This window comes from Streptomyces sp. NPDC045778, assembly GCF_056431945.1.
In genome coordinates this window covers 5,288-31,423 of the sequence record NZ_JBWKJZ010000010.1, presented here as the reverse complement: position 1 = coordinate 31,423, position 26,136 = coordinate 5,288, and the positions used below count along the sequence as shown (strand labels likewise).

Genomic DNA, 26,136 nt, shown 5'->3' with positions numbered 1-26,136 from the left:
GAACTGACAGCCCCTATCCGCCCCCTTTATCGCACCCGCCCTTCGGCCGCATTTCGCGGAAATCCCGTAGGGGCGGGTAGGGGGAGGGTAGGGGTTGTTGGTCGTATAGCGCCCTCATAGCGTCATCGAGAAAACGGCTGCGGACAGGTCCGTTGTATGCCAGCAGGTGCGGCACACGTCCTGAACAGGTGACATTTGATGGCGAATGAAGAGACGCTGCGCGACTATCTCAAGTGGGTTTCGGCGGACCTGCATCAGACGCAGCAACGTCTGAAGGACATCGAGGCCGCTGCGCAGGAGCCCCTTGCGATTACGGCGATGAGCTGCCGCTTCCCCGGCGGCGTGGGCAGCCCCGAAGAACTGTGGGGGCTGCTCTCCGATGGCCGCGACGCTATTTCGGGGCTGCCCACCGACCGGAACTGGGATCTGGAGTCGCTCTACGACCCGGACGCCGCCGGAAAGCAGGGCACAAGTTCCACGGCCCACGGCGGATTCCTGGACGGCGTCGCCGAATTCGACGCGGCGTTCTTCGGGATATCCCCGCGCGAGGCCCTGGCGATGGACCCGCAGCAGCGGCTCCTCCTGGAGACCGCGTGGGAGGCGTTCGAGCGCGCGGGCATCGACCCGGCGACGGTACGCGGCAGCCGCACCGGCGTGTTCGTCGGCACCAACGGCCAGGACTACGCCCCGCTCCTCTTCGAAGCCGACGAGGACGTCGAGGGCTATGTGAGCACCGGCAACGCGGCCGCCGTCGAGTCCGGCCGCATCGCCTACACCCTCGGCCTCGAAGGCCCCGCCCTCACCGTCGACACGGCCTGCTCCTCGTCCCTGGTGGCCCTGCACCTCGCGGCGCAGGCGCTGCGCCAGGGCGAGTGCGGCATGGCGCTCGTCGCGGGCGTCACCGTCATCTCCACGCCCGGCGTCTTCACCGAGTTCAGCCGTCAGCAGGGCCTCGCCGCCGACGGCCGCTGCAAGGCGTTCGCGGCCGGCGCGGACGGCACGGGCTGGGGCGAGGGCGTCGGCATGCTCCTCGTCGAGCGCCTCTCCGACGCGCGCCGCGCGGGCCGCCCCGTCCTCGCGGTCGTCCGGGGCTCCGCCATCAACCAGGACGGCGCCAGCAACGGTCTGACCGCTCCCAACGGCCCTTCCCAGCAGCGCGTCATCATGCAGGCCCTCGCCAACGCCCGCCTCACGGCTGCCGACGTGGACGCCGTCGAGGCCCACGGCACCGGCACCACCCTGGGCGACCCCATCGAGGCGCAGGCCCTGCTCGCCACGTACGGCCAGGAGCGGCCCGCGGGCGGGCAGCCCCTGTGGCTGGGGTCCATCAAGTCCAACATCGGCCACACCCAGGCCGCCGCGGGCGTCGCCGGCCTCATGAAGATGGTCCTCGCGATGCGGCACGGCGTCCTGCCGCGCACGCTGCACGTCGACGCGCCGACCCCCGAGGTGAACTGGACGGCGGGCGCCGTCGAACTCCTCACGGAAGCCCGGCCGTGGACCGAGCGCGAGGACGGCGGCCCACGCCGCGCGGGCATCTCCTCCTTCGGCGTCAGCGGCACGAACGCCCACGTCATCGTGGAGCAGGCCCCGGCGGCCGACGAGCCCACGGCCGATGAGGAGCCCGCCCCGGTCGCTCCCGTCCTCGCGGGCGTGGTGCCGCTCGCCCTCTCCGCGAAGACCCCCGAGGCCCTGGCAGGCCAGGCGGCCCAACTGCGCGAACGCCTCCTCGCGGACGCGCGGACGGGCCTGGACGACCTGGCCTGGTCCCTCGCGGTGGCCCGCTCGCGCTTCGAGCAGCGGGGCGTCGTCCTCGGCCGCGACCGCGAGGAACTGCTCGCCGGGCTTCAGCGCTTGGCGGAGGGCGACGCGACGGCCGGTGGCGTTGTCACGGGCCGCGCGCTCGGCGGGATGGTCCGTCCGGTGTTCGTGTTCCCGGGGCAGGGGTCGCAGTGGGCCGGAATGGCCGTGGAACTGCTGGAGTCCAGCCCTGTCTTCGCCGAGCGGATGCGGGAGTGCGCGGAGGCCCTGTCGGAGTTCGTGGACTGGGACCTCCTTGAGGAGCTGGGCGGCGACCGCTTCGACCGGGTCGACGTGGTCCAGCCCGTCCTCTTCGCTGTGATGGTGTCGCTGGCTGCGGTCTGGCAGGCGGCCGGAGTCAAGCCCGCTGCTGTCGTCGGTCATAGCCAGGGGGAGATCGCTGCCGCGTGTGTGGCGGGCGCGCTGTCGCTGCGGGATGCGGCCCGTGTGGTGGCTCTGCGGAGCCTGGCGATACGTGAGCTGTCGGGCAAGGGCGGCATGGTTTCGGTGCCGCTGCCGGAGCAGGACGTACGTGAGCTGATCACGGGCTGGGAGGGGCGTATCGAGGTCGCGGCGGTGAACGGCCCGGCCCAAGTGGTGGTTGCGGGTGAGCCGGAGGCCTTGGAGGAGCTGGTCGCGCAGTGCACGGGCCAGGACGTCCGTGCTCGTACCATCCCGGTGGACTACGCCTCGCACTCCTCGTACGTGGAGAAGATCGAGGCCCAGATAGGCCAGGCCCTTGAGGGCGTGAGCCCGCAGGCGCCCGAGGTGCCGCTGTACTCCACGCTCACCGGCGCCTGGCTGGATGTCCCGATGGACGGCGGGTACTGGTACCGCAACCTCCGCCAGACCGTCCTCTTCGAACACGCCACCCGAGGCCTCCTCGCCGAAGGCCATGGCCTGTTCCTGGAGATGAGCCCCCACCCCGTCCTCACCGTCCCCGTCCAGGCCACCATCGACGCCACCGAAAGCCAGGCCGCCACCCTCGGCTCCCTGCGCCGCGACGAGGGCGGCGCCGACCGCCTCGCCGCCTCCCTCGCCGAAGCCCACGTCCACGGCGCCGAACTCGACTGGCAGGCCCTCCTCCCCGGCGCCCGCGCCACCGTCGACCTGCCCACCTACCCCTTCCAGCGCGACCACTACTGGCCGAAGGCCGCCCCGGCGGGCGCCGGTGACGTGGTGTTCGCGGGGCTGCGTGCCGCCGGGCACCCGCTGCTCGGGGCCGCCGTGGCGCTCGCGGGTGCGGAGGGGCACCTCTTCACGGGGCGTCTCTCGACGCAGACCCACCCCTGGCTCGTGGACCACGCGGTCGACGGCGCGATCCTGCTGCCCGGCACCGCGTACGTCGAACTCGCGCTGCGCGCGGGCGACGAGGTCGGCTGCGGCCACCTCGAAGAGCTGACCCTGGAAGCCCCCCTCGTCGTTCCGGAGCAAGGCGGCGTCCAGCTCCAGATCTCCGTCGGCGGGCCCGACGGCTCCGGGCGGCGCGAGCTGAGCCTGTTCGCGCGCCCGCAGGACGACTCCGACGACACCCCCTGGACGCGGCACTTCACCGGCAGCCTGCTGCCCGCCGCCCCTGCCGCTGCCGCCGAGCCGGCCGCGGAGGCCGCCGGTCTGACCGCGTGGCCCCCCGCGCGGGCCGAGCGCGTCGACGTCTCCGACCTGTACGAGCGCCTCACGGCCAACGGCCACGGCTACGGCCCCCTCTTCCAGGGCCTGCGCGCCGCCTGGCGCCGGGGCGACGACGTCTACGCGGAGATCGAACTGCCGCGGGAGGCACACCCCGACACGGAGGCCTTCGGCCTGCACCCCGCCCTCTTCGACGCCGCGCTGCACGCCATCGGCCTCGGTGACTTCATCGAGCGGACCGACCGCGCGCACCTGCCCTTCGTCTGGTCCGGCGTCACCCTGCACGCCACCGGCGCGACCACCCTGCGGGTGCGCGTGACGTCGGCGGGGACCGACACCGTGGCCGTGCTCGCCGCCGACGCCACCGGTCAGCCCGTGGTCTCCGTCGAGTCCCTCGCCCTGCGCGCCCTGTCCGACGAGCAGCTCACCGGCGGACCCCGGCTCGACGCGCTCTTCCAGGTGGAGTGGACGCCCGTCGACGCCTCCGCGACGCCGGACGCGCAGCTCGCCTCCGTGGCGCTCCTGGGCGGCGACGACGCCTCCGGCGCGCTGCCCCCCGTACGACGGACGTACGCGGACCTCGAGTCACTGACCGCCGCGCTCGACGAGGGCGCCGACCTGCCCGCGACCGTACTCCTGCCGCTGCTCGCGGCGGCGCCCCCCGCCGCCGAAGGCCGTGGCGCGGTCGAACTCGACGCCGTGCGGCCCCTGTTGGAGCGCGCGCTCGACGCCGTGCAGGGCTGGCTCGGCGACGAGCGGTTCGAGGCCTCCCGCCTCGCCGTGGTGACGCGCGGAGCCGTCGCGGCCGGCGACGGCGCCCCGGACCCCGTGGCCGCCGCCGTCTGGGGCCTGCTGCGCTCGGCGCAGTCCGAGCACCCGGACCGCTTCGCCCTGCTCGACCTCGACCCGGCCGGGACCGCCGACGCCCTGGTGGCCGCCGCGCTCGCGGCCGACGAGCCCGAACTCGCGCTCCGCGAGGGCGCGCTGCGCGCCCCGCGCCTGACCCGCGTACCGCTCCCGGAGACCACCGATGCCGGAGCGGCCTCGTGGGGTGACGGCACTGTCCTGATCACCGGCGGTACGGGCACCCTGGGCGGCCTGGTGGCCCGCCACCTCGTGACCCGGCACGGCGTACGCGACCTGCTGCTCGTCTCGCGCCGTGGCGAGGCCGCGCCCGGTGCCGCCGAACTCCGCGACGGCCTGGCCGAGGCGGGTGCCCGCGTGCGCCTCGCGGCCTGCGACACGGCCGACCGGGCCGCGCTGGCCGCCCTCCTGGACGAGGTCGGCGCCGACCTTTCGGCGGTCGTCCACGTGGCCGGAGCCCTGGACGACGGTGTGGTCACCGCGCTCACGCCCGAGCGGCTGGACACCGTGCTGCGGCCGAAGGCCGACGCGGCCCTCCACCTGCACGAGCTGACGGCGGACCTGGACCTCTCCGCGTTCGTCCTGTTCTCCTCGGCCGCCGGTGTCTTCGGCACCCCCGGCCAGGCCAACTACGCCGCCGCCAACGCCTTCCTGGACGCCCTGGCCCACCACCGCAGGGCCCACGGCCTGCCCGCGACGTCCCTCGCCTGGGGCCTGTGGGCCCAGGCCAGCGAGATGACCGCCCACCTGGGCGCGGGTCAGCTCGACCGCAGGACCCGCGCCGGAGCGGCCCCGCTCACCAGCGCCGAGGGCCTGGCCCTCTTCGACGCCGCCCACGCCGCGGGCCACCCGCTGACCGTGCCGGTCCGCCTGGACCTCGCGGGCCTGCGCGCCCGTGCCGCGGCCGACGGCGTCCCGCCGCTCCTGCGCACCTTGGTCCGCGCGCCCCAGCGGCGCACCGCGGCCGCCGCCGGGCAGCAGGAGGGCTCCGCCCTCGCCCAGCACATCGCGGCGCTGCCGGAGGCGGACCGTGAGGAGGAGGTCCTCACGCTGGTGCGCGGCCACGCCGCCGCCGTCCTCGGCTACCCCTCCGCCGACGCCATCGCGCCCGACCGCGCCTTCCGCGAGGTCGGCTTCGACTCGCTCACCGCCGTCGAACTCCGCAACCGCCTCACCGCCGCGACGGGCCTGCGCCTGCCCGCGACGCTCGCCTTCGACTACCCGGCCGCCACCGTCCTGGCCCGCCACATCCTCGAGGAACTCCTGGGCACCGACGCGGCGGCCCGGCCCCGGGGCGCGGCCCGCCCGGCGGCGGGTGCGGCCGCCGAGGACGACGACCCCATCGTGATCGTCTCCATGAGCTGCCGCTACCCGGGCGGCGTCACCACCCCAGAGGACCTGTGGCGCCTCGCCGCCGACGGCGTCGACGCCATCGGCGACCTGCCCGGCGACCGCGGCTGGGACGTCGACGCGCTCTACGACCCCGACCCGGACAGCGCCGGTTCCTTCTACACGCGCGAGGGCGGTTTCCTCTACGACGCCGCCGACTTCGACCCGGCCTTCTTCGGTATCTCGCCGCGCGAGGGCCTGTCCATCGACCCGCAGCAGCGCCTCCTCCTGGAGACCACCTGGGAGGCCTTCGAGCGCGCGGGCATCGACCCGGCGACGGCACGCGGCAGCTCGACCGGCGTCTTCGTCGGCGTCATGTACAACGACTACGCCACCCACCTTCTGAGCGCCCCCGGCGGCCTCGACGACCTGGAGGGCTACGTCGGCAACGGCAGCGCCGCGAGCGTCGCCTCCGGCCGCATCTCGTACACCTTCGGCCTCGAAGGCCCGGCGGTCACCGTCGACACCGCGTGCTCCTCGTCCCTGGTGGCCCTGCACCTCGCGGCGCAGGCGCTGCGCCAGGGCGAGTGCGACATGGCCCTCGCGGGCGGTGTCGCCGTCATGTCGACACCAGGTACGTTCATCGAGTTCAGCCGCCAGCGGGGCCTGGCCGCCGACGGCCGCTGCAAGTCCTTCGCAGCCGCCGCCGACGGCACCGGCTGGGGCGAGGGCGTCGGCCTTCTCCTTCTGGAGCGCCTGTCCGACGCCCGCCGCAAGGGCCACCGGGTCCTGGCCGTCGTGCGGGGTTCGGCCGTCAACCAGGACGGCGCCAGCAACGGCCTGACCGCCCCCAACGGCCCGTCCCAGCAGCGCGTCATCCGTGCCGCTCTCGCCGGCGCCGGTCTCTCCGCCGAGGACGTGGACGCCGTGGAGGCCCACGGCACCGGCACCACCCTCGGCGACCCGATCGAGGCGCAGGCCCTCATCGCGACGTACGGCAAGGAGCGTCCGGCCGACCGTCCGCTGTGGCTGGGCTCGCTCAAGTCCAACATCGGTCACACGCAGGCCGCCGCCGGTGTCGCCGGTGTCATCAAGATGGTCATGGCCATGCGCGCCGGCGTCCTGCCGCAGACCCTGCACGTGGACGAGCCGACCCCGCAGGTGGACTGGTCCGCAGGCACCGTCGAACTGCTCACCGAGGCCCGCGAGTGGGCCGAGCGGGACGGCGGCGGCCCGCGCCGCGCGGGCGTCTCCTCCTTCGGCGTCAGCGGTACGAACGCCCACGTCATCGTGGAACAGGCACCGACGGCCGACGAGCCGGCCCACCCGGACGAGGCGGCCGGCGGTGCCGCGCCGCTGACGTCCGTGGTGCCACTGGCCCTGTCGGCGAAGACGCCCGAAGCGCTGCGGGCCCAGGCGGCCCGCCTCCGCGACCACCTGCTTCAGGGCGCCGAGTTGGGCCTGGACGACCTGGCCTGGACGCTCGCCGCGGCCCGCTCGCGGTTCGAGCACCGGGGTGTCGTCCTCGGCCGGGACCGCGAGGAACTCCTCGCCGCGCTCGAGCGCCTGGCACGGGACGAGGTCACGCCTCAGGTGGTGTCCGGCCGCACGCTGGATGGGACGGTCCGTCCGGTGTTCGTGTTCCCGGGTCAGGGTTCGCAGTGGGCCGGGATGGCGCGTGAACTGCTCGACGCGTCCCCGGTGTTCGCAGAGCGGATGCGGGAGTGCGCGGAGGCCCTGTCGGAGTTCGTGGACTGGGATCTCCTTGAGGAGCTGGGCGGCGACCGCTTCGACGAGGTCGATGTGGTCCAGCCCGTCCTGTTCGCCGTGATGGTTTCGTTGGCTGCGGTCTGGCAGGCGGCCGGGGTGAAGCCCGCCGCTGTCGTCGGTCACAGCCAGGGCGAGATCGCCGCCGCGTGTGTGGCGGGGGCTCTGTCCTTGCGGGATGCGGCCCGTGTCGTGGCTCTGCGCAGCCTCGCGATCCGTGAGCTGTCGGGTAAGGGCGGCATGGTGTCGGTGCCGCTGCCCGAGGCCGAGGTGCGCGAGCTGCTGACGGCGTGGGGCGAGCGTGTCTCGGTCGCGGCTGTCAACGGCCCGGCCCAGGTGGTGGTGTCCGGTGAGCCGGAGGCCCTGGAGGAGCTGGTCGCACAGTGCGTGGCACGGGACATCCGCGCCCGCACCATCCCGGTGGACTACGCCTCGCACTCCGCGTACGTGGAACAGATCGAGGCCCAGATCGGCCAGGCCCTGGAGGGCGTGAGCCCGCAGGCCGCCGAGGTGCCGCTGTACTCCACGCTCACCGGCTCCTGGCTGGATGTCCCCATGGACGCGGGCTACTGGTACCGCAACCTCCGCCAGACGGTCCTCTTCGAGCACGCCACCCGCGGCCTCCTGGCCGAAGGCCACGCTCTGTTCCTGGAGATGAGCCCCCACCCGGTCCTCACCGTCCCGGTGCAGGCCACCATCGACGCCACCGAAAGCCAGGCCGCCACCCTCGGCTCCCTGCGCCGCGACGAGGGCGGCGCCGACCGCCTCGCCGCCTCCCTCGCCGAAGCCCACGCGTACGGACTTGAGCTGGACTGGCAGGCCCTCTTCCCCGGTGCGCGCATCCTGGCCGACCTGCCCACCTACGCCTTCCAGCGGCAGCACTACTGGCCCGAGTTCGCGAACGCGGAGGACTCCGAACCCCTCGTCACGGACGAGGTGGAGTCCCGGTTCTGGGAGGCAGTGGAGCGTGAGGACCTGGAGCAGTTGACGTCCACGCTCGTGGATGTCGACGAGAGTTCGCTGAGCGCGGTGCTGCCGGGCCTCGCGTCCTGGCGGCGGCAGCGGCGCGAGCGGTCCACGATCGACGCCTGGCGCTACACCGTGACCTGGAAGCCCCTCGCGGGCAGCCTCCCGGCCCCGAGCCTCACGGGCCGGTGGCTGGTCGTCCTGCCGGAGAGCGCCGAGGACGACCCCTGGACGGCAGGCGTCCACGAGGCCCTGGCCCGGGCCGGCGCAGAGGCCGCGGAACTGCGGGTCACGTCGGCCGAGTTGACCCGCGAGTCCCTGGCCGCCCGGCTGCGGGAAGCCGCTGACGCGGAGCTGTCCGGTGTGGTGTCGCTGCTCGGCCTTGACGAGGCCCCGCACGCGGAGCACGCGGGTGTGCCCGCCGGAACGGCGGGGGCCGTGGCTCTGGTGCAGGCCCTCGGTGACGCGGGCATCGAGGCCCGGCTGTGGGCGGTCACCCGGGGCGCTGTCTCGACCGGACGCAGCGACCGCGTCGAGAGCCCGGCGCAGGCCCAGCTGTGGGGCCTCGGCCGGGTCGTCGCCCTGGAGTACCCCGAGCGCTGGGGCGGTCTCGTCGACCTGCCGCAGTCGTACGACACCCGGGCGGGCGCGCGCTTCACGGCCGCCCTCGCCGGGATCGAGGACGAGGACCAGCTCGCCGTGCGCGGCTCCGGCGTCCTCGTACGCCGCCTCGTACGGTCCGAGCCCACCGAGCAGCCCAGGCCGTGGGCGCCGCGCGGCACCGCCCTCATCACCGGTGGTACGGGTGCGATCGGCGGCCACGTGGCGCGTTGGCTGGCCCGCGAGGGCGCCGAGCACCTGGTGCTCACCAGCCGCCGCGGCCCCGAAGCACCCGGTGCCGAAGAACTCCAGGCCGAACTGGAGGCATTGGGCGCCGAGGTCACCGTCGCGGCCTGTGACGTGGCCGACCGGGAAGCCGTCGTACGACTCCTCGACGAACTGGCCGTCGACGGCCACACCCCGCGGTCCGTCTTCCACACCGCGGGCGTCGGCCAGACGCAGCCGCTGGACGGCATGTCCGCCGCCGACATCGCCGAGGTGTTCGGCGCGAAGACGGCGGGCGCCACGCACCTCGACGAACTCCTCGACTCCGACGGCCTCGACGCCTTCGTGCTGTTCTCGTCGAACTCCGGCGTGTGGGGCGGCGGCGGCCAGGGCGCCTACGCCGCGGCCAACGCCTACCTCGACGCCCTCGCCCACGCCCGCCGCGCCCGCGGCCTCACCGCCACCTCCGTCGCCTGGGGCCTGTGGGCCGGGGGCGGCATGGCCGGGGACGAGGGCACGGAGCACCTGCGGCGCCGTGGACTGGCAGCCATGGCCCCGGAGCGGGCGATCGCCGCGCTTGCCCGGGCGGTGGCGCACGACGAGACGTTCGTGGCCGTGGCCGACATGGACTGGGAGCGGTTCGCGCCCTCCTTCACGTCGGTGCGGCCCAGCGCCCTCATCGGCGACCTGCCGGAGGTGCGCCGTGCGCTCGCCGAGCCCGAGGACACGCGGTCCGGCGCGGCGAAGCAGGGCGCTCCGGGCTCCGAGTGGGCCGAGCGGCTCGCCGGCCTCGCGGCGCCCGAACAGGAGCGGCAGCTCCTCGACCTGATCCGCGCGCAGGCGGCCTCGGTGCTCGGCTACGCGGGCGCGGAGGCGGTCGAGCCGACGCGCGCCTTCCGCGAGCTGGGCTTCGACTCCCTGACCGCCGTCGAGGTCCGCAACCGGCTCGCGACGGCCACCGGCCTGAAGCTGCCCACCACCCTCGTCTTCGACTACCCGACGTCCGCCGTCCTCGCGGGCCATCTGCGTACGCGGCTCGTGGGCGAGTCCGAGACCGCCCCCGCTCCGGCCGGGCGCGTGGCGGACGTCGACGACGACCCGATCGCCATCGTGTCGATGAGCTGCCGCTACCCCGGCGGCGTCACCAGCCCCGAAGCCCTGTGGCGGCTGCTCGCCGAGGGCGAGGACGCGATGTCCGAGTTCCCCGGCGGCCGCGGCTGGGACCTCGAAGCCCTCTACGACGCCGACCCCGAGAACCGGGGCACCAGCTACGCACGCCAGGGCGGATTCCTTTACGACGCCGACCGGTTCGACCCCGTCTTCTTCGGCATCTCGCCGCGCGAGGCTCTCGCCATGGACCCGCAGCAGCGGCTGCTCCTGGAGACCTCCTGGGAGCTGTTCGAACGCGCGGGCATCGACCCGGCCACCCTGCACGGCAGCCAGGCGGGCGTCTACGTCGGCGCCTCCTCGCAGGGCTACGGCTCCGGCCTGCGGCAGGCCCCCGAAGGCGTCGAGGGCTATCTGCTGGCGGGCGGCGCGACGAGCGTCATCTCCGGCCGCCTGGCCTACAGCTTCGGCCTCGAAGGCCCGGCCGTCACCGTCGACACCGCCTGCTCCTCCTCCCTCGTCGCCCTGCACCTCGCGGCGCAGGCGCTGCGCCAGGGCGAGTGCGACCTCGCGCTCGCCGGCGGCGTGACCGTCATGTCCAACCCCGGCGCCTTCATCGAGTTCAGCCGCCAGCGGGGCCTGGCCGCCGACGGCCGCTGCAAGGCCTTCGCCGAGGCGGCCGATGGCACCGGCTGGGGCGAAGGTGTCGGCCTGCTGCTCCTGGAGCGTCTGTCGGACGCCCGCCGCAAGGGCCACCAGGTCCTCGGCGTCGTACGGGGCTCCGCCGTCAACCAGGACGGTGCCAGCAATGGCCTGACCGCCCCCAACGGCCCGTCCCAGCAGCGCGTTATCCGCGCCGCCCTGGCGAACGCGGGCCTCACGGCCGCCGACGTCGACGCCGTGGAGGCTCACGGCACCGGCACCACCCTCGGCGACCCCATCGAGGCCCAGGCCCTGCTCGCTACTTACGGCCAGGACCGGCCGGAGGCTCAGCCGCTGTGGCTGGGCTCCATCAAGTCCAACATCGGCCACACCCAGTCCGCCGCCGGTGTCGCCGGTGTCATCAAGATGGTCATGGCCATGCGCGAGGGCGTCCTGCCGCAGACACTCCACGTCGACCGGCCGAGCACCCACGTCGACTGGTCCGCCGGGACTGTCGAACTCCTGACGGAGGCCCGGGAGTGGGCCTCGCGCGATGACGCCCCGCGCCGGGCGGGTGTCTCCTCCTTCGGCGTGAGCGGCACGAACGCCCACGTCATCGTGGAGCAGGCACCCGCCGATGAGCCCGCCGAGGTAGTGGAGCCGGTCGCTCCGGTCACCGCCGTGCCGTGGCTGGTCTCGGGCCGCAGCGCGGAGGCCCTGCGGGCGCAGGCCGAGCGGCTGCGCGAGTACGCCGACGGTGGCCCCGACCCCGTCGACATCGGCTGGTCGCTGCTCTCGGGGCGTGCCGTGCACGAGCACCGCGCCGTCGTCTTCGGCCGCGAGCGGCACGCGTTCCTGACCGGGCTCGACTCGCTGCTCTCCGGCGGCCCGGGTGTGATCTCCGGCTCGGTCGTGGAGGGCCGCCTCGGGGTGCTCTTCACGGGCCAGGGTAGCCAGCGGATCGGTATGGGCCGCGAGTTGTACGAGACGTTCCCTGTCTTCGCCGATGTGCTGGACGAGGTCTGCTCTCATCTCGACCAGTGGATAGAACGTTCGCTCCAGAGCGTGATGTTCGGTACGGACGCCGACCTCCTGGAGCAGACGGGCTATGCGCAGCCCGCGTTGTTCGCCGTCGAGGTGGCTTTGTTCCGCTTGGCGGAGTCCTTCGGCGTGCGTCCTGAGATCGTCGGTGGTCACTCCATCGGTGAGCTGGCGGCAGCGTATGTGGCCGGGTTGTGGTCGCTTGAGGATGCGGCCCGACTGGTGGCTGCGCGTGGCCGGTCGATGCAGGCCCTGCCGGAGGGCGGCGGCATGCTGGCCGTCCAGGCCACGGAAGCGGATGTGCTGCCGTTGCTCGACGGGGTCGCTGACCGTGTGGGTGTGGCCGCCGTCAACGGTCCGGCGCAGCTGGTGCTCTCCGGCGACCGCGCGGCCCTGGAAGGCCTGGAGGGGACCCTGCGTGAGCAGGGCCGGAAGGTGAAGTGGCTGAAGGTGTCGCACGCCTTCCACTCGCCCCTGATGGACCCGGTCCTCGACGAATTCCGCCGCGTAGCACAGCAGTTGACGTATCAGGAGCCGACGCTGTCGGTGGTCTCCAACCTCACCGGTGAGCCGGCCGATCCCGCAGAGCTGAAGGACCCGGAGTACTGGGTGCGGCACGTCCGCGAGGCGGTCCGTTTCCACGACGGTCTGAAGGCGCTTGCCGGGCAGGGTGTTTCGACCCTCCTGGAGCTGGGACCGGACGCCGTGCTCACCGCCATGGCGCACGACACGCTCACCGAGCCCGCCGCGCAGGCGGGTCTGGTCGGCGCGCTGCGCAAGGACCGCGCGGAGCCCGACGCGTTCCTGACGGCCCTCGCGCAGCTGCACGTACGCGGGATCGCCGTCGACTGGGCACCGCTGTACGCCCCGGTCGCGGCGCGGCGCCGCGTGGACCTGCCCACGTACGCCTTCCAGCACCAGAGCTACTGGCTGCGGCAGGCCGAGGGCGCCCCGGACGTCGAGTCCGCGGGGCTCGTGTCGGCGGGGCACCCGCTGCTCGGCGCCGGGATGCCGCTGGCGGACTCGGACGGCTACCTCTTCACCGGCCGCCTGTCCCTGCCCACCCACCCCTGGCTGGCCGACCACGCGGTGGCCGGGCGCGTGCTGCTGCCGGGCACGGCCTTCGTGGAGCTGGCCACGTACGCGGGCGGCCAGATCGGCTACGGCGTCCTCGACGAGCTGACCCTAGGCGCACCGCTGGTGCTGCCCGAGCGCGGCAGCGTCCAGGTGCAGCTGCGCGTCGAGGCCCCCGACCACGCCGGGCGCAGGCCCATCAGCCTGCACTCGCGCCCGGAGCCGGGCGACGGCGCAGAGGGTCTGTCGGCCGACGCCTGGACCAAGAACGCCACCGGCACCCTCACGGAGTCCGCGCCGGCCGCGCCCGCCGCGCCCGCCGCCTCCGACGACCTGACGTCCTGGCCGCCCCGCGACGCGGAGCCGCTCGCGGTCGACGGGCTCTACGAGGAACTGTCCGCGGCGGGCTACGACTACGGGCCGGTGTTCCAGGGGCTGCGCGGAGCCTGGCGGCGCGGCGACGAGGTCTTCGCCGAGGTCGCGCTGGAGCAGGACGAGCACACCGAGGCCGGCTCCTTCGGCCTGCACCCGGCGATCCTCGACGCCGCCCTGCACGCCCGGGCCGCCGGCGCGGCAGGGGAGACCGCGGCCGAGGCGGAACCCGCCACCGGCGGGCTGCCCTTCACCTGGACCGGAGTCACCGTGCACGCGGCGGGCGCCGCCACGGTCCGCGTCCGCCTGGCACCCAACGGCACGGACGGCGTCTCCCTCGCCGTCGCGGACACCACGGGCACACCGGTCGCCACTGTCGACGCGCTGGTCTTCCGGCCCATGTCGAAGGACCTCATCGAGCAGATGAGCGGCCGGCACCCGCACGCCGACTCCGCCTTCCACGTGGAGTGGAAGCCGCAGGCCGTGGCGGCGGCCGCCGAGCCGGTTCCGTACGTGTCGTACGAGGAGCTGGACGCCGGCGGGCCTGTCCCGGCCGCGGTGGTGTGGCAGGCGGGCGGCTCCGGTGGTGAGCTGAAGCCCGAGGCGGTGTCGGCGCGGCTGGCCGAGGCACTGGGAGTGGTGCAGGGCTGGCTGGCCGACGAGCGCCTTGAGGCCTCGCGCCTCGTCGTCGTGACGCGCGGCGCGGTCGCGGCCGGTGACGTGGTGCCGGACCCGGTGGGCGCCGCCGTGTGGGGCCTGGTGCGCTCGGCCCGCTCGGAGCACCCGGGGCGCTTCGTCCTCGTGGACTCGGACGCCGATGCCGAAGCCGGTGCGGAGATCGACGCGTCGGTCCTGGGCGCCGTCCTCGCGTCGGGCGAGCCGGAAGCGGCCGTCCGGGGCGGTTCGATCTGGGTGCCCAGGCTCTCCCGGGTCACGCCCCCGTCCGCCGGCGACACTCCGTGGGGCCAGGGCTCGGTCCTGGTGACCGGCGCGTTCGGCGGCCTGGGACGGGTGGTGGCACGGCACCTGGCCGAGCGCCACGGCGTACGCGACCTGCTGCTCGTCTCGCGCCGCGGCCTGGAAGCCACCGGGGCCGTCGAACTGCGCGACGAACTCCAGGCACTCGGCACCCGAGTGACCGTCGCCGCGTGTGACATGGCCGACCGGGACGCCGTGGCCGCGCTCCTCGACGAGCGCGGCGCGGACCTCTCGGCGGTCGTCCACGTGGCGGGCGTCCTGGACGACGGCGTGGTCACGTCCCTGACGCCCGAGCGTGTGGACGCGGTGCTGCGGCCCAAGGCGGACGCGGCCCTGCACCTGCACGAGCTGACCGCGGACCTGGACCTGTCCGCCTTCGTCCTGTTCTCCTCGGCGTCCGGCGTCTTCGGCGGGCCGGGGCAGGCCAACTACGCCGCCGCGAACAGCTTCCTGGACGCCCTCGCGGCCACCCGCCGCGCCCAGGGCCTCCCGGCGACCTCGCTCGCCTGGGGCCTGTGGGCCCAGGACAGCGCCATGACGGGCGACCTGGCCGACGCGGACCTCCAGCGCATGGCGCGCGGCGGCGTCCTCGCCCTCGACACGGACGAGGCACTGGCCCTGCTCGACCTCGCCCCGGCGAGCGCGCACCCGGCGCTCGTCCCGATCCGCATCGACACCGCCGCGCTGCGCACCCAGCCGCAGGAGACGCTGTCGGCGCTCTTCAGGGGCCTGGTGCGGCCCGCCGTCCGGCGCGCACGCGGCGCGGACACCGACACCGCGGCCGCGCGCGCCGAGCGTACGGACTCCCTCGCGGACCGTCTGGCGGGCCGCTCCGGCGCCGAGCGCGACCGGGTCCTGCTCGACCTCGTCCGTACGCACGTGGCGGGCGTGCTCGGCTACGCGTCACCGAACGCCGTCGAGCTGAGCCGGGGCTTCCTGGAACTCGGCTTCGACTCCCTGACGGCCGTGGAGCTGCGCAACCGCCTCAACGCCGAGACGGAGCTGCGGCTGCCCAGCACGCTGATCTTCGACTACCCGAACCCGGCCGCGCTGGCCGAGTACCTGGCCGAGGAACTGCCCGAGACGGCCGCGACCCCGGTCGCCCCCGGCGACCTGGACGCGGAACTCGACCGCCTGGAGAGCGTCCTCAAGGCCCTCGGCGGCGACACCGACGGCACCGAGAGGGACCGCGTCGCGGGCCGGCTTCGGTCGCTGCTCACCGCCTGGGACACCACGCGCGACACCGCCGCAGCCCCGGCCGACGAGCAGCGGCAGGAGCTGGAGGACATCGGGGGCGCCACCGCCGACGAACTCTTCGACCTGCTCGACAACGAGCTACGAACCCCCTCAGAGACACCCCCGCACACCAGCTCAGACACCGGCTCGGACACAGACCGGCCCGACGACCGCTTCGAGGAGGCGCTGTAAATGGCGAACGAGGAGAAGTACCTCGACTACCTGAAGCGGGCGACGACCGACCTGCGCGACGCCCGCCGCCGGGTGCGTGAACTGGAGGACGCCCGCCACGAACCCGTCGCGATCGTCGGCATGAGCTGCCGCTACCCGGGCGGCGTGAACACGCCCGAGGACCTGTGGCGGCTCGTCGCCGACGGCACCGACGCCATCTCGGCGTTCCCCACCGACCGCGGCTGGGACACCGACGAGCTGTTCGACCCGGACCCCGACAAGCAGGGCACCAGCTACACCGCGGAGGGCGGCTTCCTCTACGACGCCCCCCAGTTCGACGCCTCGTTCTTCGGCGTCTCGCCGCGCGAGGCCCTGGCCATGGACCCGCAGCAGCGGCTCCTCCTGGAGACCGCGTGGGAGGCGATCGAGCGGGCGGGCATCGACCCGGTCTCGCTGCGCCGCAGCCGCACCGGCGTCTTCGCGGGCGTCATGTACTACGACTACGCGACCCGCCTGCACGCCCTGCCGGAAGGCGTCGAGGGCTACATCGGCACCGGCAACGCGGGCTCGGTCGTCTCCGGCCGCGTCGCCTACACCCTCGGCCTCGAAGGCCCCGCCGTCACCGTCGACACGGCCTGCTCGTCGTCCCTGGTGGCGCTCCACCTGGCCGCGCAGGCCCTGCGGCAGGGCGAGTGCTCCCTCGCCCTCGCGGGCGGCGTGACCGTGATGCCCACGGCGGGCACCTTCGTCGACTTCAGCCGCCAGCGCGGACTGTCGACGGACGGCCGCTGCAAGTCCTTCGCCGCATCGGCGGACGGCACCGGCTGGGGCGAGGGCGCGGGCCTGCTGCTCCTGGAGCGCCTGTCGGACGCGCGCCGCAACGGCCACAAGATCCTCGCCGTCGTACGGGGCTCCGCCGTCAACCAGGACGGCGCCAGCAGCGGCCTGACCGCCCCCAACGGCCCCTCGCAGCAGCGCGTCATCCGTGATGCCCTGGCCAGTGCGGGCCTGAAGCCGGGCGACGTGGACGCCGTCGAGGCCCACGGCACCGGCACCACCCTCGGCGACCCCATCGAGGCCCAGGCCGTCATCGCGACGTACGGCAAGGAGCACTCGGCGGAGCGCCCGCTGTGGCTGGGTTCGCTCAAGTCGAACATCGGGCACACGCAGGCCGCCGCCGGTGTCGCCGGTGTCATCAAGATGGTCATGGCCATGCGCGCGGGTGTCCTGCCGCGGACACTCCACGTCAACGAGCCGACCCCGCAGGTGGACTGGTCCGCGGGCACCGTCGAACTGCTCACCGAGGCCCGCGAGTGGGCCGAGCGGGACGGCGGCGGGCCGCGCCGCGCGGGTGTCTCCTCCTTCGGCGTCAGCGGTACGAACGCCCACGTCATCGTGGAGCAGATAGGGGAGCCCGAGCCCGAGGCCGAGCCCGACGGTGGTGAGCAGGACGCCGCGCCCTCGGTGGTGCCCGGCGTGATCCCGCTGGCACTCTCGGGCCGCACCCCGGAGGCCCTGCGGGCCCAGGCGGCACGCCTGCGCGAGCACCTGCTCACCCGCCCCGGCCTCGAACCGGCCGACGTGGCCTGGTCCCTCGCCGTGGCACGGTCGCGCTTCGAACACCGGGGCGTTGTCCTCGGCCGTGACCGGGATGACCTCCTTGCCGGGCTTGAGCGCCTTGCCGACGGGGGTGCCCTCACGGGTCGTGCCCTGGGCGACACCGTCCGCCCGGTGTTCGTGTTCCCGGGGCAGGGTTCGCAGTGGGCGGGGATGGCGCGTGAACTGCTCGATGAGTCGCCGGTGTTCGCGGAGCGGATGCGGGAGTGCGCTGAGGCCCTGTCGGAGTTCGTGGACTGGGACCTCATGGAGGAGCTGGGTGGCGACCGCTTCGACCGGGTCGACGTGGTCCAGCCTGTCCTGTTCGCCGTGATGGTCTCCCTGGCTGCGGTCTGGGAGGCGGCCGGGGTGAAGCCCGCCGCCGTGGTCGGTCATAGCCAGGGTGAGATCGCCGCCGCGTGCGTGGCGGGGGCCCTGTCCCTGCGGGACGCCGTGCGCGTCGTGGCCCTGCGCAGCCTCGCCATCCGTGAGCTGTCGGGCAAGGGCGGCATGGTGTCGGTGCCGCTGCCCGAGGCCGAGGTGCGCGAGTTGATCGGGGGCTGGGAGGGCCGGATCGAGGTCGCGGCCGTCAACGGCCCGGCCCAGGTGGTGGTTTCGGGTGAGCCGGAGGCCCTGGAGGAGCTGGTCGCGCACTGCACGGGCCAGGACATCCGTGCTCGTACGATCCCCGTGGACTACGCCTCGCACTCCTCGTACGTGGAGCAGATCGAGGCCCAGATCAGCCAGGCCCTGGAGGGCGTGAGCCCGCAGGAAGCTCAGGTCCCGCTGTACTCGACGCTCACGGGCGCCTGGCTGGACGCGGCGACGCCGATGGACGCGGGCTACTGGTATCGCAACCTGCGCCAGACCGTGCTCTTCGAGCACGCCACCCGGGGCCTCCTCGCCGAAGGCCATGGCCTGTTCCTGGAGATGAGCCCCCACCCGGTCCTCACGGTCCCGGTGCAGGCCACCATCGACGCCACTGACAGCCAGGCCGCCACCCTCGGCTCGCTCCGGCGCGACGAGGGCGGCGCCGACCGCCTCGCCGCCTCCCTCGCCGATGCCCACGTCCACGGCGCCGAACTCGACTGGCAGGCCCTCCTCCCCGGCGCCCGCGCCACCGTCGACCTGCCCACCTACCCCTTCCAGCGCGACCACTACTGGATGCTGGCCCCGGACCAGGACGCCGACACCGAGGCCACGCCGGCCACGGACGAGGTGGAGTCCCGGTTCTGGGAGGCCGTGGAGCGTGAGGACCTGGAGCAGTTGACGTCCACGCTCGTGGATGTCGACGAGAGTTCGCTGAGCGCGGTGCTGCCGGGCCTCGCGTCCTGGCGGCGGCAGCGGCGCGAGCGGTCCACGATCGACGCCTGGCGCTACCGCGTGACCTGGAAGCCGCAGGCGGGCGGCCTGCCCGTGCCCGCCCTGACGGGCCGCTGGCTCGTCGTCGTACCGGAGAGCGCGGACGAGCACGCGTGGGCGCCCGGTGTCGTCGAGGCACTGACGCAGGCCGGTGCGGACGTCACCGAACTACGCCTTACGGCACATGAGCTGACACGAGAGTCCCTGGCCGTCCGACTCCGGGAAGCCGCGGACGCGGAGTTCGCCGGTGTGGTGTCGCTGCTCGGCTTCGAGGAGTCGGCGCACGCGGAGCACGCGGGTGTGCCTGCCGGGCTGGCGGGGACCGTGGCTCTGGTGCAGGCCCTCGGTGACGCGGGCATCGAGGCCCGGCTGTGGGCGGTGACCCGGGGGGCCGTGTCGACCGGACGCAGCGACCGCGTCGAGAGCCCGGCGCAGGCCCAGCTGTGGGGCCTCGGCCGGGTCGCGGCCCTGGAGCACCCCGACCGCTGGGGCGGTCTGATCGACCTTCCCTCGGCCTACGACTCGCGTGCCGCGTCGCGGTTCACCTCGGTCCTCACGGGCCTCGGTGACGAGGACCAGCTCGCGGTGCGGGACACGGGCGTGTTCGTACGCCGGTTCGCCCACGCGCCGCTCGACGCGCCGGTGGCGGAGTGGACGCCGCGCGGAACGGCCCTGATCACCGGTGGTACGGGTGCGATCGGCGGCCACGTGGCGCGCTGGCTGGCCCGCGAGGGCGCCGAGCACCTGGTGCTCACCAGCCGCCGCGGCCTCGAAGCACCCGGCGCAGCCGAACTCAAGGCCGAGCTTGAGGAGTTGGGCGCCGAGGTCACCGTCGCGGCCTGTGACGTGGCCGACCGGGAAGCCGTCGTACGACTCCTCGACGAAGTGGCCGCCGACGGCCACACCCTGCGGTCCGTCTTCCACGCGGCCGGGGTCAGCCCGTCGTACGCCATCGCGGACATGGCCGCCGCCGACATCGCCGAGGTGTTCGGCGCGAAGACGGCGGGCGCCACGCACCTCGACGAACTCCTGGGCTCCGCGGACCTGGACGCCTTCGTGCTGTTCTCGTCGAACTCCGGAGTGTGGGGCGGCGGCGGCCAGGGCGCCTACGCCGCGGCCAACGCCTACCTCGATGCCCTCGCCCAGGCCCGCCGCGCCCGCGGCCTCCCCGCGACCTCCGTCGCCTGGGGTGCCTGGGGCGGCAGCGGCATGGCCGCGGAGGAACAGGCCGAGGAGCACCTGCGGCGCCGTGGCGTGACGGCGATGGCGCCGGAGCGGGCGGTGGCGGCCCTTGCCCAGGCCGTGGCGCACGGCGAGACGTTCCTGGCCGTCGCGGACGTGGACTGGGAGCGGTTCGCGCCCGCCTTCACGTCGGTGCGGCCCAGCCCCTTCATCGGGGATCTGCCGGAGGTGCGGCGCGCGCTCGCCGAGCCCGGGACGGCCGCCCCCGCCGGCGCCAAGGGCGCGGGTTCGGAGTGGGCCGAGCGGCTCGCGGGCCTCGCGGAGCGCGAGCAGGAGCGCCTGCTCCTCGACCTCGTACGCGGCCACGCCGCGGCCGTGCTCGGCTACGCGGGCCCGGAAGCCGTCGAACCCAACCGGGCCTTCCGCGAGCTGGGCTTCGACTCCCTGACCGCCGTCGAGGTCCGCAACCGCATCGCGACGGCCACCGGCCTGAAGCTGCCCACCACCCTCGTCTTCGACTACCCGACGTCCGCCGCGCTCGCCGGCCACCTGCGTACGCGGCTCGTGGGCGAGTCGCGGACGGCCACGAGCGCCGCCCCGGTCCCGTCCGGGCGTGCCGCGGGCGCCGAGGACGACCCGATCGCCATCGTGTCGATGAGCTGCCGCTACCCCGGCGGCGCCACCAGCCCCGAAGCCCTGTGGCGCCTCGTCGCCGACGGCACCGACGCGATCTCCGTCTTCCCCACCGACCGGGGCTGGGGCGCCGACGGGCTGTTCCAGCCGGAGCAGCACGGCGCCGCCGACACGAGCTTCGCCGCGCAGGGCGGCTTCCTCTACGACGTGTCCGAGTTCGACGCCGGACTCTTCGGGATCTCGCCGCGCGAGGCCCTCGCGATGGACCCGCAGCAGCGGCTGCTCCTGGAGACCTCCTGGGAGCTGTTCGAACGTGCGGGCATCGCGCCGTCGGCCCTGCACGGCAGCAGCACCGGCGTGTTCGTCGGCGCCTGCTCCCAGGGCTGGTCGGCGGGCCTTGCCCACGCCCCGGAGGGCGTCGAGGGCTATCTGATGACGGGGGACGCGACGAGCGTCATCTCCGGCCGCCTCTCCTACAGCTTCGGCCTCGAAGGCCCGGCCGTCACCGTCGACACCGCGTGCTCCTCGTCCCTGGTGGCGCTGCACCTGGCGGCGCAGGCGCTGCGCCAGGGCGAGTGCGACATGGCCCTCGCGGGCGGCGTCACCGTCATGGTGAGCCCCGCCGCCTTCCTGGAGTTCAGCCGCCAGCGGGGGCTCGCCGCCGACGGCCGCTGCAAGCCGTTCGCGGAGGCGGCCGATGGCACCGGCTGGGGCGAAGGTGTCGGCCTGCTGCTCCTGGAGCGCCTGTCGGACGCCCGCCGCAACGGCCACGAAGTCCTCGGCGTCGTACGCGGCTCCGCCATCAACCAGGACGGCGCCAGCAACGGTCTGACCGCTCCCAACGGCCCGTCCCAGCAGCGCGTCATCCGCGCCGCCCTGGCGAACGCGGGCCTCACGGCCGCCGACGTCGACGCCGTGGAGGCTCACGGCACCGGCACCACCCTCGGCGACCCGATCGAGGCCCAGGCCCTCCTCGCTACTTACGGCCAGGACCGGCCGGAGGCTCAGCCGCTGTGGCTGGGCTCCATCAAGTCCAACATCGGCCACACCCAGTCCGCCGCCGGTGTCGCCGGTGTCATCAAGATGGTCATGGCCATGCGCGAGGGCGTCCTGCCGCAGTCCCTGCACGTGGACCGGCCGAGCACGCACGTCGACTGGTCCGCCGGGGCTGTCGAACTCCTCGCGGAGCCGCGCCCGTGGGACGAGCGCGAGGACGGCGGGCCGCGCCGCGCGGGCGTCTCCTCCTTCGGTGTGAGCGGTACGAACGCCCACGTCATCGTGGAGCAGGCACCCGCCGGTGAGCCCGCTGAGGTCGTGGAGCCGGTCGCTCCGGTCACGGCCGTGCCGTGGCTGGTCTCGGGCCGCAGTGCGGAGGCCCTGCGGGCGCAGGCCGACCAGCTGCGGGAGCACATGGTGACGCACCCCGACCTGGACCCGGTGGCCGCCGGCTGGTCGCTGCTCACGGGCCGGTCCGCGCTCGAACACCGGGCCGTCGTCCTGGGCCGGAGCAGCGACGAACTCCTCACAGGCCTCGAAACCCTGGCCTCCGGCGGCCCGGGCGTGGTCTCCGGCTCGGTCGTGGAGGGCCGCCTCGGGGTGCTCTTCACGGGCCAGGGCAGCCAGCGCCCCGGCATGGGGCGCGAGCTGTACGAGACGTTCCCTGTCTTCGCCGATGCGCTGGACGAGGTCTGCTCTCATCTCGACCAGTGGATAGAACGTTCGCTCCAGAGCGTGATGTTCGGTACGGACGCCGACCTCCTGGAGCAGACCGGGTATGCGCAGCCCGCTCTGTTCGCGATGGAAGTCGCCCTTTATCGCCTGGCGGAGTCCTTCGGCGTACGTCCGGAGGTCGTGGGCGGTCACTCCATCGGAGAGCTGACGGCGGCGTACGTGGCCGGGCTGTGGTCGCTTGAGGACGCGGCCCGACTGGTGGCTGCGCGCGGCCGGTTGATGCAGGCCCTGCCCGAGGGCGGCGGCATGCTGGCCGTCCAGGCCACGGAAGCCGACGTGCTGCCGCTCCTCGACGGGCACGCTGACCGTGTGGGCGTGGCCGCCGTGAACGGCCCGGCGCAGCTGGTGCTCTCCGGCGACCGCGCCACCCTCGAAGGCCTGGAGCAGACGCTTCGCGACCAGGGCCGGAAGGTGAAGTGGCTGAAGGTGTCGCATGCCTTCCACTCGCCGTTGATGGAGCCGGTTCTCGCGGACTTCCGTAAGGTCGCCAGCGGACTGACGTACGGGGAGTTGAGCCTGCCGGTCGTCTCGAACGTCACCGGTGCGCTGGCCGATCCCGCCGAGATGAGGGATCCCGAGTACTGGGTGCGGCACGTCCGCGAGGCCGTGCGCTTCCACGACGGCCTGAAGGCCCTCGCCGGGCACGGGGTCTCGACCCTCCTCGAACTCGGCCCGGACGCCGTCCTGACGGCCATGGCGCACGACACGCTCACCGACCCGGCTGCGCAGAAGGGCCTGGTCGCCGCCGTCCGCAAGGACCGCACCGAGCCCGGCACCTTCCTGACCGCGCTCGCGCAGCTGCACGTACGCGGAGCCGAGGTCGACTGGACGCCGCTGTACGCGGACACGACGGCGCGCGGGCGGGTCGCACTGCCCACCTACGCCTTCCAGCGGCGCCGCTACTGGCCGAGTGCGGCTGCGGGCGCGACCGGTGACGTGTCCGCGACCGGTCTTGTCGCGGCGGGGCACCCGCTCCTGGGCGCCGCGGTGCCCCTGGCGGACTCCGACGGCCACCTCTTCACGGGGCGTCTGTCGCTGGCCACGCATCCGTGGCTGGCGGATCACGCGGTGGCGGGCCGGGTGCTGCTGCCCGGCACGGCGTTCGTGGAGCTGGCGGTGCGGGCCGGTGACGAGGTCGGCTGCGGGGTGCTTGAGGAGCTGACGCTGGCGTCGCCGTTGGTGCTGCCGGAGCGTGGTGCCGTACAGCTCCAGGTCCGTGTCGGCGCCGAGGACGCGGACGGGCGGCGCGCAGTCGTCCTGCACTCCCGCGAGGAGCGCGACGACCACGCGGCCGACGGCGGATGGACCGCGCACGCCACCGGTGTGCTCGTCGGCGGCGGGCTGCGGCAGCCGGAGTTCCGGCTCGCCGAGTGGCCGCCGCGCGACGCCACCGAGGTCGATGTCGAGGGCCTCTACCAGCATCTGACGGAGCTGGGCTTCTCCTACGGCGAGGCGTTCCAGGGGCTGCGGGCCGCCTGGCGGCGCGGCGACGAGGTGTTCGCCGAGGTCGCGCTGCCGGAGGAGCAGGCCGACAGCGCCGAGGCCTTCCGGCTGCACCCCGCCCTCCTCGACGCAGCCCTGCACGTGCTGGGCCTCGGCGTGCTCCGGGACACGGGGGCCGAGGGCGAAGGGGCGCGGCTTCCGTTCGCCTGGGGCGGTGTCTCGCTGCACGCGACCGGGGCGTCCACGCTGCGCGTACGCCTCGCCCCCGCGGGCGACGACGGCGTGTCCCTCGCGGTCGCGGACGGGCTCGGCGACCCGGTCGCCACCGTCGACTCGCTGGTCTTCCGGCCGGTCGCGGTGGACCGGCTCGGCGGCGGCGCGGCCGACGACTCGATGTTCCACGTGGAGTGGCGGCCGCAGCCCCTGGCGTCCGCCGCCGGGGTGACCCTTGCCTCCTACGAGGAACTGGGCGACAGCGAGGAACCGCCGGCCGCCGTGGTGTGGCGCGCGGGTGGAACCCGGGGCGCGGTGAGCCCGGAGGCCGTGTCGGCACGCCTCGCCGAGGCACTGGGCGTGGTCCAGGGCCTGCTGGCCGACGAGCGGTTCGACGCGCTGCCGCTGGTGGTGGTGACGCGCGGCGCCGTCGCCGCCGGTGACGGCGTGGTGGATCCGGTGGGCGCGGCCGTATGGGGCCTGGTGCGGTCGGCTCGCTCCGAGCACCCGGGCCGGTTCGTCCTCGTGGACACCGACACCGACACCGACACCGGCACCGGCACCGACGCCGTTACTGACACAGTCACCGACACCGGCACCGGCACCGACGCCGTTACTGACACAGTCACCGGCACCGGCACCGGCACCGGCACCGGCACTGCGGCTGACTCCGGCTACGGCGTCGACGAGTCGGTCCTCGCTGACGTACTGGCCTCGGGCGAGCCCGAGGTGGCGGTGCGCGGCGGTGCCGTGTTCGTGCCCCGCCTTGCCCGCGTCCCGGCCGGCGGCGAGAGCGACAAGCCGTGGGGCGAGGGCTCCGTCCTCGTGACGGGCGCGTTCGGCGGCCTGGGCCGCGAGGTGGTGCGGCACCTGGCCGAGCACCACCGCGTACGCGACCTGCTGCTCGTCTCACGCCGTGGCCCGGAGGCCACCGGGGCGGGCGAAGTCCGTGCCGAGCTGGAGGGGCTGGGTGCGCGCGTAAGCGTGGCCGCCTGCGACGTGGCCGACCGCGACGCCCTGGCCGCGCTCCTTGACGACGAGGGCGCCGACCTCTCGGCGGTCGTCCACGTGGCGGGCGTCCTCGACGACGGCGTCGTCACGTCACTCACCCCCGAGCGCGTCGACACCGTGCTGCGCGCCAAGGTGAACGCGGCGCTCAACCTGCACGAACTCACCACCGGGCGCGACCTGACCGCCTTCGTCCTGTTCTCCTCCGCCGCCGGCGTCTTCGGCGGCGCGGGCCAGGCGAACTACGCCGCCGCCAACAGCTTCCTGGACGCCCTCGCGGCCACCCGCCGCGCCCAGGGCCTCCCGGCGACCTCGCTCGCCTGGGGCATGTGGGCCCAGGACAGCGCGATGACGGACGGCCTCGCCGACGCCGACCTCCAGCGCATGGCACGCGGCGGCGTCGCCCCGCTGTCCACGCAGGAGGGCCTGGCCCTGCTGGACGCGGCGGTCACCACGCCCACCGCGCCCGCCGCTCTCGTCCCCCTCCGCCTGGACACGGCGTCCCTGCGGACCACGGCCGAGACGGATGCCGACGGCGTACCGGCGCTGCTGCGCGGCCTGGTCCGCACCCCGGCCCGGCGCACCGCAGCCGGCGGCGGTGCCGCGGCCGAACCCGCGGGCCAGGCAACCCTGCTCACCCGCCTCGCGGGGCTCGACGCGGCCGGGCGCGACAAGGTGCTCACCGAACTGGTCTGCACGCACGTGGCGGCCGTCCTCGGATACGAGTCCGCGGCGGCCGTGGAGGCCCACCGCGCCTTCCGCGAGCTGGGCTTCGACTCGCTCACCGCCGTCGAACTGCGCAACGCCGTGAACGGGGCCACCGGCCTGCGGCTGCCCGCCACGCTGATCTTCGACTACCCGACCCCGGCCGCCCTGGCGGCCCACCTCGCCACCGCGCTGCCGCTCGGCGACGCAGGGGGCGGAGGCGGCCTGTCCATGCTCGACGAGCTGGACCGCCTGGAGGCGGCCCTGCTCGCGATGGAAGCGGACAGCATCGCCCAGTCGAAGATCACCATCCGGCTCCAGACCCTCCTGTCGCGCTGGAGCGCCCCCCAGGGGCAGGGAGCCAAGGCCGGGGGACCGGCGGACGAGGACGACCTGGACCTGGACGCGGTCTCGGACGAGGAACTCTTCGACGCGCTCGACGACGAACTCGGCCTCACCTGA

General features: G+C 74.3%; 2 protein-coding genes. Both read left to right on the top strand.

The features are described from left to right. Positions 1 to 198 precede the first annotated feature (198 nt). On the top strand, positions 199 to 15,822 hold the full coding sequence (locus tag AC07GB_RS15120; protein WP_478845384.1) for a type I polyketide synthase: 15,624 nt from the start codon (positions 199 to 201) through the stop codon (positions 15,820 to 15,822). After that, on the top strand, positions 15,823 to 26,136 hold the full coding sequence (locus AC07GB_RS15115; RefSeq protein ID WP_478845382.1) for a type I polyketide synthase: 10,314 nt from the start codon (positions 15,823 to 15,825) through the stop codon (positions 26,134 to 26,136). It abuts the gene before it with no gap.

Excerpts from the sequence above, each read along its gene's own strand:
- AC07GB_RS15120 (WP_478845384.1), top strand. The coding sequence starts at position 199 with ATGGCGAATGAAGAGACGCTGCGCGACTATCTCAAGTGGGTTTCGGCG.
- AC07GB_RS15115 (WP_478845382.1), top strand. The coding sequence starts at position 15,823 with ATGGCGAACGAGGAGAAGTACCTCGACTACCTGAAGCGGGCGACGACC.